General features: G+C 71.6%; 8 protein-coding genes. 3 read left to right on the plus strand and 5 right to left on the minus strand.

Annotated features, from left to right (window positions below):
* Window positions 1-89: 89 nt before the first annotated feature.
* A complete protein-coding gene (locus N553_RS0112455; RefSeq protein WP_028046793.1) occupies window positions 90-1,172 on the plus strand; it encodes an LLM class flavin-dependent oxidoreductase in 1,083 nt (360 codons plus the stop codon).
* Entirely contained in the window at window positions 1,169-2,503 is a 1,335-nt protein-coding gene (locus N553_RS0112460; RefSeq protein ID WP_028046794.1) for an LLM class flavin-dependent oxidoreductase, read from the plus strand. Before N553_RS0112455 ends, N553_RS0112460 begins: the two co-directional genes overlap by 4 nt.
* A gap of 53 nt (window positions 2,504-2,556) precedes the next feature.
* Here N553_RS0112460 and proB read toward each other — a convergent pair whose 3' ends face one another.
* The 5 genes from proB to N553_RS22510 form a co-directional block, all read right to left on the minus strand.
* On the minus strand, window positions 2,557-3,702 hold the full coding sequence (gene proB / locus N553_RS0112465) for a glutamate 5-kinase (RefSeq protein ID WP_028046795.1): 1,146 nt from the start codon (window positions 3,700-3,702) through the stop codon (window positions 2,557-2,559).
* Between the two features lie 49 nt (window positions 3,703-3,751).
* Window positions 3,752-5,275 (minus strand): GTPase ObgE, encoded by a 1,524-nt coding sequence (obgE, locus tag N553_RS0112470; protein WP_028046796.1) that lies wholly within the window; start codon window positions 5,273-5,275, stop codon window positions 3,752-3,754.
* Window positions 5,276-5,396: 121 nt separating this feature from the next.
* Complete coding sequence (gene rpmA, locus N553_RS0112475) at window positions 5,397-5,657, minus strand: 50S ribosomal protein L27 (RefSeq protein WP_028046797.1); 261 nt, start codon at window positions 5,655-5,657, stop codon at window positions 5,397-5,399.
* Window positions 5,658-5,719: 62 nt separating this feature from the next.
* Window positions 5,720-6,028 carry a 50S ribosomal protein L21 gene (rplU, locus tag N553_RS0112480; RefSeq protein ID WP_197030074.1) on the minus strand — a complete coding sequence of 103 codons (309 nt, stop codon included), beginning with the start codon at window positions 6,026-6,028 and terminating at the stop codon, window positions 5,720-5,722.
* A 294-nt stretch (window positions 6,029-6,322) separates the two neighbouring features.
* On the minus strand, window positions 6,323-9,661 hold the full coding sequence (locus N553_RS22510; RefSeq protein ID WP_051640121.1) for an Rne/Rng family ribonuclease: 3,339 nt from the start codon (window positions 9,659-9,661) through the stop codon (window positions 6,323-6,325).
* A gap of 431 nt (window positions 9,662-10,092) precedes the next feature.
* Here N553_RS22510 and N553_RS0112490 point away from each other — a divergent pair, with 431 nt between their 5' ends.
* Window positions 10,093-11,586: a cytochrome ubiquinol oxidase subunit I gene (locus N553_RS0112490; RefSeq protein WP_028046799.1), complete on the plus strand. Its 1,494-nt coding sequence runs from the start codon at window positions 10,093-10,095 to the stop codon at window positions 11,584-11,586.
* Window positions 11,587-11,592: the final 6 nt, after the last annotated feature.

Genomic DNA, 11,592 nt, shown 5'->3' on the forward strand with positions numbered 1-11,592 from the left:
GTGCGGTCCGCCCCCGTCACGCCCGGACCGGACCACCCCTCTTGGAAGGCAGGACCCATGACCGCGCCTCTGCTCAGGACGCCACTGACATGACGCTGCACATCGCTCTCGAGGTCGACGGCGCCGGTGCGCATCCCGCAGCCGCCTACGCCACCTCGCTGTCCCCGGACCGGCTGCTGTCCGCCGACCACCTGCGTCGCACGGTCGCCGCCGCCGAGAACGCGGGCGTCTCGTTCGTCACCTTCGACGACTCGTTGACGCGACCGTCCGGGGTCGACGCGGTCACCCGCGCAGCGTTCGTCGCGCCGCTCACCTCCCGCATCGGCCTGGTGCCGTTGGCGCACCCGGCGGTGACCGAGCCGTTCCACCTCGCGGCGCAGGTGGCCGCGCTCGACCACGCCTCGACGGGCCGCTCGGGCTGGCTCGTCGGCTCCGGTCCGGTTCCCGGTGCACGTGCGGCCCTCGACCGGCCCGTCGCCGACGGGCAGGACCTTCTCGACGAGACGCGGGACGTGGTCCGCGTGGTCCGTGACCTGTGGGACTCGTGGGAGGACGACGCGGTCGTCCGCGACACCGCGACCGGCCGGTACATCGACCGCGACCGGCTGCACTACGTCGACTTCACGAGCGGCGGGTCGGGACCGTTCGCGGGACCGGGCCTGCGTGACGCACCCGACGGCTCACGGGCGCCGTTCACGGTCAAGGGACCGCTGATCGTCCCCCGCGGCCCGCAGGGACAGCCGGTGGTCGTCGCGCGCGCCGGGACGGTGCCGACCGAGCTCCTCGATGTCGCGCTGGTCCAGACGCCCGAGTCGTCCGGCGCCCCGCTCACATTCCTCGACGTGGCGGTCACGCTCGACACCCAGCGCGCCACGGCTGCCGACCGGCTTGCCGCACTGGACGAGGTCACGCCGTCCGGCGACGTCGTCCGGTGGACGGGCTCCGCCGACGGGCTCGTGGAGCTCCTGCTCTCCCTGCGGGGCGTCGTCGACGGCGTGCGACTGCTGCCGTCGGTGCTCGAGGAGGAGCTGCCCGAGATCGTCCGTCGGGTTCTTCCGGCGCTGCGGGTCGCCCGTGCCGTTCCCACCCCACGCCCCGGGGCCACCCTGCGGGACACCCTGCGCCTCCCCCGTCCGACCAACCGCTTCGCGACGCTCGAGGAGATCTCGTGACCGACCTTCTGCGCCCGCACGCCCATGTGCACTTCGGCGTCTTCTTCCAGGGCGTCAACCACTCGACCATCTGGTCCGACCCGGCGAGCGGCTCACAGACCGACTTCGAGTCGTTCCGTCAGATCATCCAGACGGCCGAGCGCGGGCTGTTCGACGCCTTCTTCCTGGGAGAGGGCCTGCGGCTGCGCGAGCAGAACGGGGTGCTGCACGACCTCGACGTCGTCGGACGCCCCGACGCCATCACGCAGCTGGCGGCCCTTGCTGCGGTCACCACGCACATCGGCCTGGTCGCCACGCAGAACGTGACCTACAACGACCCGGCCGACCTCGCGCGCCGACTGGCCAGCCTGGACCTGCTCTCCGGGGGACGTGGTGCGTGGAACATCGTCACCACGGACAACGCGTGGACCGGGGAGAACTTCCGGCGCGGCGGCTGGCTCGACCACAGCCTGCGGTACGTCCGCGCGGGCGAGTTCGTACGCGCGGCCCAGGCGATCTGGGACGGCTCCCCCGACGGCCAGGTGCGGTTCTCCGGCGAGACGCTCGACATCACGGTGACCCCCACCGTGCCGCGCAGCCCGCAGGGTCACCCGGTCCTGTTCCAGGCCGGCGACTCTGCCGACGGCCGCGACTTCGCCGCCTCTCACGCGGAGGTGATCTTCTCCGCGCACGGCACCGACTACGACGACGCGTACGCGTTCGCCGAGGACGTCCGCCGCCGTACGGTCGCGGCAGGCCGGCCGCAGGACGACGTCAAGATCCTGCCCGGGACCCAGTTCGTCCTCGCCGACACCGACGACGACGCCTGGGAGAAGGCGCGCTGGGTCAAGGAGCAGCAGGTCACGCCCGCGACCGCCCTGTCCCTGCTGGGACAGGTCTGGGGCGAGGACCTCTCCGGGTACGACCCCGACGGACCCGTGCCCAGCCACGACCCGGTCATCGAGATCATCGGCGAGACGCGCGGCACCCGCCGGCACGGCAAGGACCCCCGCGAGATCGCCCAGGAGTGGCGAGCCCGGTCGGAGGCCGAGAACCTGTCGATCCGTCAGCTCGTGATCGCCCAGGAGCGCCAGCGCGGGTTCGTCGGCTCCGGGGCCACGGTCGCCGAGGAGCTCATCCGCTGGGTGCGTACGGGTGCGACGGACGGGTTCAACATCACGCCGTGGATCATCCCGAGCGGTCTGGACGACGTGGTCGACCTGCTCGTCCCGGAGCTGCAGGAGCGGGGCGCCTACCGCACCGAGTACACGGGCAGCACGCTCCGTGAGCACCTCGGTCTGCGCGACCCTCTGACGCGTCGGACGCCGAGCCCCGTTCCGGTCACCGCCTGACCTCGGCGGCGTCCGCACGCCTCAGTATGTGCGGACGTCGCCCGTCCACCGGCTCAGCGGCGCTTGCGGACCAGCACGAGGTCGTCGCGGTGCACGAGCTCGCGGTCATAGCCGGGGCCGAGCTCCGCCCGCAGGTCCTGGGTCGACCGGCCGAGCAGCCCGGGCACCTCCGAGGCGTCGTAGGCCACGAGCCCGCGGCCCACCAACGCGCCGTCGGGCCCGACGAGCTCGACGGGGTCGCCCTCCTCGAATGCACCCTCCGCTCCGGTGACCCCCGCGGGCAGCAGCGAGGTGCCCCGCTCGACGACGGCACGCACGGCTCCGGCGTCGAGCAGGAGCCGGCCGCGGGTGCTCGCCGCATGCGCCAGCCAGAGCCGCCGGATCGACGTACGACGACCCGTCGCGGTGAACCACGTGCCCACGTCCTCGCCCGCCAGCGCCTGAGCGGCCTGGGCGGCGGACGTCAGGACGACCGGAACACCCGACTGCGTCGCGATGGCGACCGACTCGAGCTTCGTGACCATGCCTCCGGTGCCCACCGCGCTGCCCCGCGACGCGACGTCGATGCCCTCGAGGTCCTCCGCGACCACGACCGACGCGATGCGCCGGGACCCGTCACGCGACGGCGGCCCGGTGTAGAGCGAGTCGACGTCGCTGAGCAGCATGAGCGCGTCGGCGTGCACGAGGTGCGAGACGAGCGCCGCCAGTCGGTCGTTGTCACCGAACCGGATCTCGTCGGTCGCGACGGCGTCGTTCTCGTTGATCACCGGCACGATGCCCAGGTCGAGCAGCCTGGTCAGAGCCCGGTGCGCGTTGCGGTAGTGCACGCGTCGGACGGTGTCGTCGGCGGTCAGCAGCACCTGACCGACCTGCAGGCCGTGCCGCGCGAACGCCGCGGTGTAGTGCGCCACGAGCAGCCCCTGGCCGACGGAGGCCGCGGCCTGCTGAGTCGCGAGGTCCTTCGGCCGGGCCGCCAGCCCGAGGGGGCCGATGCCCGCCGCGATCGCGCCGGAGGACACCAGCACGACCTGGCCACCGGCAGCACGGCGCGCCGCGAGCACCTCGACGAGCGCGTTGAGCCGCTCCGGCGCGAGCCGCCCGTCGGGCGTGGTCAGCGACGACGACCCGATCTTCACGACGAGGCGCGCCGCGGTGACCAGCTGCTGGCGGTCCAGGGGGTCGACGGTCACGACGCGCATTCTGCCGCGCGACGCACCTGACCTGCGGTTCCTATCCGCGGGCCGGACGTCACTCGGAGGCCGCGTCGGTCCAGACACCGGCCTCGCGCTCGGTCCAGAGCTCCTCGCGGGCCTCCGTCTTGGCGTCCATGCGCTCCTTGTACTCCTGGCGCTTCTCGCCACGCGTGGGGCGCGTGCGCTCCTCGATGCGCAGGTCGACGCCACGCGGGCCGCCCAGGAACTCGGCGCCCGTCATGAGCGTCGGCTCCCAGTCGAAGATGACCGCGTTGTGCTCGGGGCCGATGCGCACCTCGTCACCGGGCGTGGCACCCGCCTTGAACAGCTGCTCCTCGACGCCGAGGCGGGCGAGCCGGTCGGCGAGGTAGCCGACGGCCTCGTCGTTGGAGAAGTCGGTCTGGCGGACCCAGCGCTCCGGCTTGTCGCCACGCACCCAGAAGTACACGCCCTGGCCCTCGACCTCGCGCCGCGTCACCGTGAACCCGGCGTCGTCGACGGCCTTCGGGCGCAGGACGACGCGCGTGTTCTCGGGCACTGGGGCGTCACGACGGGCCTTGTCGACGATCTCGCCGAGCGCGAACGTGAGCGGGCGCAGACCCTCGTGGCTGGCCGTCGACACCTCGAACACGCGCAGACCGCGTGCCTCGAGGTCGGGCCTGACCAGCTCGGCCAGGTCGCGCGCCTCGGGGACGTCGATCTTGTTGAGCACGACGATCTGCGGGCGCTCGGTGATCGGCACCCGACCACCCTCGATGCTCAGGTCGCCGGCGTAGGTGGCCAGCTCGGCCTCGATGACCTCGAGGTCGGTGATCGGGTCCCGGTCGGGCTCGAGCGTCGCGCAGTCGAGCACGTGCACGATGACGGCGCAGCGCTCGATGTGGCGCAGGAACTCCAGACCGAGGCCACGGCCCTCGGAGGCACCGGGGATCAGCCCGGGGACGTCCGCGACCGTGTAACGGGCCGTCCCGGCCTGGACGACGCCGAGGTTGGGCACCAGAGTCGTGAACGGGTAGTCGGCGATCTTGGGCCGCGCAGCGGAGATCGCCGCGACGAGGCTCGACTTACCGGCGCTCGGATAGCCCACGAGGGCCACGTCCGCGATCGTCTTGAGCTCGAGCACGACGTCGTGCGCCTCGCCCGGCTCGCCGAGCAGCGCGAAGCCGGGGGCCTTGCGGCGAGCGGAGGCGAGAGCCGCGTTGCCCAGTCCCCCACGGCCGCCGGGGGCTGCGACGTACTGCGCGCCGACGCCGACGAGGTCCGCGAGCACGTTGCCCTCGACGTCCTTGACGACCGTGCCGTCCGGGACGCCGAGCACCAGGTCGCCGCCCGTCGAGCCCGAGCGGTGGTCACCCATGCCCTGCGTGCCCGAGGGGGCGTGCCGGTGCGGCAGGTGGTGGTAGTCCAGCAGCGTCGTCACCTGAGGGTCGACCTCGATGATCACCGAGCCGCCGTTGCCGCCGTTGCCTCCGTCGGGGCCGGCGAGGGGCTTGAACTTCTCCCGGTGGATGGACGCACAGCCGTGCCCACCGTCACCGCCGGTCGCATGCAGCACGACCCGGTCGACGAATGTCACCACGGCTGAACCTCCTTCTTGCTCATTCGATACTCACACGCGAAAGGGGCGCACCGCACTGGTGCGCCCCTTCACGAAGAACTGACAAGCGACGAGCACGGCCCGATGCCGCGCACTGTGACACTCAGACCTCAGCGGCCACCACGACGTCGATGACCTTGCGACCACGGCGACGACCGAACGTCACGGCACCCGGGGCGAGGGCGAACAGCGTGTCGTCGCCGCCACGGCCGACGTTGACGCCGGGGTGGAAGTGCGTGCCGCGCTGGCGGACGATGATCTCGCCGGCCTTGACGACCTGGCCACCGAAGCGCTTGACGCCCAGGCGCTGGGCGTTGGAGTCGCGACCGTTGCGCGAGGAGCTCGCGCCCTTCTTGTGTGCCATGACGAACCTGCTTTCGTGCTCAGAAGTGTGGGGGTCCGCAGCCGAGGGGCCGCGGCGCGAGATCAGGAGATGCCGGTGACCTTCAGGCGGGTCAGCTTCTGGCGGTGACCCTTGCGGACGCGGTAGCCGGTCTTGTTCTTGTACTTGAGGATGTCGATCTTGGGACCCTTCTCGTCCCGCACGACCTCCGCCGTCACCTTCACCTTGGCCAGCGCCGAGGCGTCGGTCGTGACCGTCGCACCGTCGACGAGCAGCAGGGCGGTCAGCTCGATGGTCGAGCCGGCCTGCGCGGAGAGACGGTCGACGACGACGACGTCGCCGACAGCGACCTTCTCCTGGCGGCCGCCAGCCTTCACGATCGCGTACACCACGTTGCTGCTCATCTCTGCTCGTCGAACTGCGAATGTCATAGAAACTTCTCGTACCTGCGGTGCAGTGCCTGCCCTGGCGCCCGCGCACATCCCGCACCACCGGTCTGCACCGGTTTCCGTCGGGGTTCGCGTCGGCACCGATCCCGTGGGATCACGCGGCACGCAATGATCGGCGCGCACACGACGCGCCGACATTCAAGAGTACGGACAGCACGCCGCAGGGTCAAACCTGGACGGCTCCCCCGCGGACGACGTGACACAACGCACGTCGACGCGGGGAGCCTCAGGCCGCGCTCACACCTGTTCGGGCTCGCGGACGGGCTCGCTGGACTCGCCCTCCGGATCGACCTGGGAGACGCCGTCCCGCTCGAGCTCGTGCTCGATCTCGCTGGCCGGCTCGAGCTCGGTCTCGCTGGCCGGCTCGAGCTCGGTCTCGTCGGCCGCCTCGAGCTCGGTCTCGTCGCCCGCCTCGAGCTCCGTGTCGTCGCCCGCCTCGAACACGTCGGCCGGGACGGGAGTGAGCTCGAGCTGCGCGCCCTCGCCGTCCTCCCGGTGCTCGGCCGCGGTCGCCCCCGGGTGCGACGCGGCCAGCGCCGCGAAGACGTCCAGCGCCGGCTGTGCGGGCGCGACCTGCTCGGTCTCCAGCTCCGCGACCTCGTCGACAGGCGCCTCCTGGTCCGGTGCACCGACGACGGCAGCGTGCTCGTGCTCGTGCTCGTGCGCGTGCGCGGCCGCGGCCGCGATCGTCGCGAGAGTCGCCTTGACCGCTTCACGCGCCTCGGGAAGGACCGGTACGCCTGCGTGCGGCGCGTGGCTGACCGGCTCCTTGGCCGCTCCGCCGCGCTTGCGTCGCGAGCGCGCGTTGGCCGCATCACCGTTCGAGGGCGCCTGCTGCTCACCCGCGTCGGGACGCTGGTTGCTCTTCTCGATCGGCTCCTCGTGCACGATGAACCCGCGCCCGTGGCAGTGCTCGCAGTTCTCGCTGAACGCCTCGACCAGGCCCTGACCCACGCGCTTGCGGGTCATCTGAACCAGACCGAGCGAGGTGACCTCGGCGACCTGGTGCTTGGTGCGGTCGCGCCCCAGGCACTCGACCAACCGGCGCAGGACGAGGTCACGGTTCGACTCGAGCACCATGTCGATGAAGTCGATGACGATGATCCCGCCGATGTCCCGCAGCCGGAGCTGACGGACGATCTCCTCGGCGGCCTCGAGGTTGTTGCGCGTCACGGTCTCCTCGAGCGTGCCGCCCGAGCCCGTGAACTTGCCCGTGTTGACGTCGACGACCGTCATGGCCTCGGTGCGGTCGATCACGAGCGAGCCGCCCGACGGCAGCCAGACCTTGCGGTCCATGCCCTTGGCCAGCTGCTCGTCGATGCGGTGCACGGAGAAGACGTCGGTCTGCGACGTCCAGCGCTCGACCTTCTGCGCGAGGTCCGGGGCCAGCTCGTCGATGTACGACGAGATCGTGGTCCACGCCTCTGCACCCTCGACGACCAGCTTGGAGAAGTCGTCGTTGAAGATGTCGCGCACCACGCGGATGGCCATGTCGGGCTCACCCTGCAGCAGGGCGGGTGCGGACGCCGTCTTCGACTTCTTCTCGATCGCCTCCCACTGACCCTGCAGGCGCGCGATGTCGGCGCGCAGCTCATCCTCGGAGGCACCCTCTGCGGCGGTGCGCACGATCACGCCCGCCGACTCGGGGACGATCTCGCGCAGGATCCGCTTGAGGCGGTTGCGCTCGGTGTCCGGGAGCTTGCGGCTGATGCCTGTCATGCCGCCACCGGGGACGTAGACGAGGTACCGACCGGCGAGCGTGACCTGGGAGGTCAGCCGCGCACCCTTGTGCCCGATCGGGTCCTTGGTGACCTGGACGAGCACCGGGTCCCCGGACTTGAGCGCCTGCTCGATGCGACGCGCCGACCCGCCCTCGAGCCCGGTCGCGTCCCAGTTGACCTCGCCGGCGTAGAGCACGGCGTTGCGGCCCTTGCCCACGTCGACGAACGCCGCCTCCATGCTCGGCAGGACGTTCTGCACCCGGCCGAGGTACACGTTCCCGACCATCGACGTCTGCGCCTGGTTGGACACGTAGTGCTCGACCAGGACACCGTCCTCGAGCACGGCGATCTGCGTGCGCGCGTTCTTCTCGCGCACGATCATCGTGCGCTCGACCGACTCACGGCGGGCCAGGAACTCCGACTCGGTGATGATCTGGCGACGACGCCCCGCATCGCGTCCGTCGCGCCGACGCTGGCGCTTGGCCTCCAGCCGCGTCGACCCGCGCAGTGCGGTGACCTCGTCGCTGGGTGCCCGGGTGCGGGTCGCGCGCGGTTCAGCCGCGTCGGCCGAGCCACCCGAGGAGCCACGGCGACGGCGACGACGGCGACGGCTCGACCCGCCGTCATCGGACCCGGACTCGTCGGAGTCGGTGTCGTCGGCGTCCTCGCTCGGGGCGCTCTCGTCGTCGGTCGCCTCGTCCTCGGACGCCCCGGCCGGGGAGTCCGGGCGGCTGCGCCGTCCACGACCGCCACGACGGCGTCGACGACGCGCCGCTCCGGCACCTCCGCCGATGTCGTCCGGACCGTCCTCGTCCTCGTCCGAGTCGTCGGCCTCGTCCGCCGCGACCGTGTCGGGCTCGTCCTCGTCCGCGCGGTCCTGGGACTGCGCGAGGTCCTGCGCGAGGTCGCGCGCGAAGGCCGCCTCGAGGTCGTCCTCGGCGGAGTCGTCCTGCGGCTCGTCCGTCCCCGCACCGGTCCCCGCACCGCCGCCGCTGCGACCGCGACGGCCGCGACGGCGTGAGCCGCGTGCCGACGACGACGTCGTCGTGCTGGACGCCTCGGCGCCGTGAGCGTCGGCCTGCTCGGACTCGGCGACCGCAGCCGCGGTGGGCTCGTCGGCCTCGATGCGGTGCGCAGCCTCGGAGATCTCCTCGGGCGAGCCGGTGCTCGCCTGTGCGCGACGGCGCCGCGGGCGCGTGGCGGTCGGGTCCGGTGCCTGGAACAGCAACGCCGTCGTGGCGAACCGGGGGCCGGTCGTCGTCGTGCTCGTGGTGGTGGCTGCAGCCGGCTCGGCGGGTTCGAGCGGAACCTGAACCGGGGCGCTCGAGGCGAACTGCGCCAGCACGTCGAACGTGGGCGCGGGCGCGGCGGTCTCGTCGTCGACCTCGGCCTCGGCCTCGGGCTCGGCCTCGACGACCGGCTCGGGCGTCGTCACGGGACGCGTGCTCGCACGACGACGCCGCGGCGCCTTGGCAGGCGGGGCGTCCTCGGAGCTGGCGTCGGGCACGGGCGCCGCTGCGGGGGCGGCCGGGGCGTCTGCCACGACCGGCTCGGCGGACACAGCAGCCGGTTCGGCGGCGGCCGGCGGCCCGTCGGCGCTGACCGGCACGACGGTGCGGGTCACCCGGCGGGACTTCTTGACGGGCGTCGCCGGTGCGACGGGCGCCTCGACGGGCTGGGCTACGGCGACGGCCGGCGCCGGCTCGGGCGTCGGCAGCGTCGTGATCGCCTCGGTCGCGACGTCGTTGCTGGGCGCAGCGGTCACACGGGTGGCACGGCGGCGGCGCGGGGGCGCCTTCGTCGCCTCACCCTCGACGCTCGTCGTTGCGGTGGTGGGGGTGGCTTCGTCGGTCACGCGAGGTGCTCCTGGGTACCGAGCAACGCCACCCACACATCAGGCGGTACTCGGCAGGTCGGTCGTCGCACGCGTTCTGCGCGGCGACGGAAAGTCGGCGGTCGTGGCTGCTGCACCGTGTCGGCGCCATCGCCTGCGAGGCCTGGCCGGCGTCCCGATCTGGGACGTCCCGGCTGGCAGGGCGGCGGCTGGCGCGCACGACATGCTGATGCTGCGAGCTCAAGGGTCCCGTGACGGTGTGGTCGCCCAGGGAGCCGCGGCCAGTATCGCACAGCGACCCCCTCCTCGGGTGTTTCGCCGCAAAGAGTCGGCGCCGGACGTACCTGATCTGACACGGCGTCCGCACGTGCCGAAGGTCCTGTACTCAGAGGGCTCCCCGAAGGAGCAGGATGGGGTACGACCGTTGCAGACACCCGACGGAGGCACACCCCGTGGACCCGCTCGACCTGGCCCGCCTGCAGTTTGGCGCCGTGACCGTCTACCACTTCATCTTCGTGCCGCTCACGATCGGGCTTGCCCCCCTGGTCGCGGTGATGCAGACCATCTGGGTGAGCACCGGGAACGAGCGCTGGCTGCGTCTGACCAAGTTCTTCGGCAAGCTCCTGCTGATCAACTTCGCGATCGGCGTCGCCACCGGGATCGTGCAGGAGTTCCAGTTCGGGATGAACTGGTCGGAGTACTCGCGGTTCGTCGGCGACGTGTTCGGGGCTCCGCTGGCCATGGAGGCGCTCGCCGCCTTCTTCGTCGAGTCGACCTTCCTGGGTCTGTGGATCTTCGGCTGGGACAAGCTGCCCAAGAAGGTGCACCTGGCGACCATCTGGGCGGTTGCCCTGTCCACCAACCTGTCGGCGTTCTTCATCCTCGCCGCGAACTCGTGGATGCAGCACCCCGTCGGCGCGATCTGGAACGAGGCGACCGGCCGCGCCGAGATGAACGACATCGGTGCGGTGCTGACCAACTCGACCCTGTGGGCCGCGTTCCCGCACACCATCTCGGCAGCGTTCCTGACCGCGGGAACGTTCGTCGCGGGGATCGCGGCGTGGTGGATGGTGCGTCTCGTCCGTGCAGGGCAGGCGGACAAGGCTCGGGACATCTACCGGCCCGCCATCGTCCTGGGCGTCATCGTGATGTTCATCTCCGGCGTGGGCGTGGCGCTCAGCGGCGACCAGCAGGCCAAGCTCATGTTCCAGCAGCAGCCGATGAAGATGTCGTCGGCAGAGGCTCTCTGCGAGACGGTCGACGGCGCGTCGTTCTCCCTGCTCGCCATCGGCGACCTGAGCAACTCGTGCGAGGGCGTCAAGCACGTCATCGAGATCCCTGGGCTCACCTCGTTCCTGGCCAGCGGCGACTTCAACGCTCCGCTGCCCGGGGTCGAGGACCTGCAGCGCCAGTACGAGGAGAAGTACGGCTTCACCGACGCGGCCGGCGACCCGATCTCCTACCAGCCCAACCTCGCGATCACCTACTGGTCGTTCCGGCTCATGATCGGCTTCGGGCTCGGCTCGGCGGCGCTCGCCGTGTTCGCGCTCTGGGTGACCCGCCGTGGGCGGGTGAGCGGGAACCCGTGGATCAGCCGGCTGGCGCTGGCGGCGCTCGCGACGCCCTTCCTGGCCTCCGCGTTCGGCTGGATCTTCACCGAGATGGGCAGGCAGCCCTGGGTCGTAGCCCCGAACCCCAGCGGGGTCGACGGGGTGTGGATGCTGACCCAGCGGGGCGTGTCGACGATCGTCGGCACCGGGACCGTCGTCACGTCGCTCGTCTCGTTCACCCTGCTCTACAGCGTCCTCGCCGTGTTCTGGTACCGCCTCATGCACCGCTACACGATCGAGGGTGTGGCGGACTCCGAACGCGACTACAGCCCCGACAACCCCGACAACCACATCGACCCGGACGCCGCGGCGCGACCGCTGTCGTTCGCCTACTGAGAGGGG

It is taken from the genome of Cellulomonas sp. URHE0023, from assembly GCF_000688475.1.
Taxonomy (GTDB): domain Bacteria; phylum Actinomycetota; class Actinomycetes; order Actinomycetales; family Cellulomonadaceae; genus Cellulomonas.

Excerpts from the sequence above, each read along its gene's own strand:
- proB (WP_028046795.1), bottom strand. The coding sequence starts at position 3,702 with ATGCGCGTCGTGACCGTCGACCCCCTGGACCGCCAGCAGCTGGTCACC.
- N553_RS0112455 (WP_028046793.1), top strand. The coding sequence starts at position 90 with ATGACGCTGCACATCGCTCTCGAGGTCGACGGCGCCGGTGCGCATCCC.
- rpmA (WP_028046797.1), bottom strand. The coding sequence starts at position 5,657 with ATGGCACACAAGAAGGGCGCGAGCTCCTCGCGCAACGGTCGCGACTCC.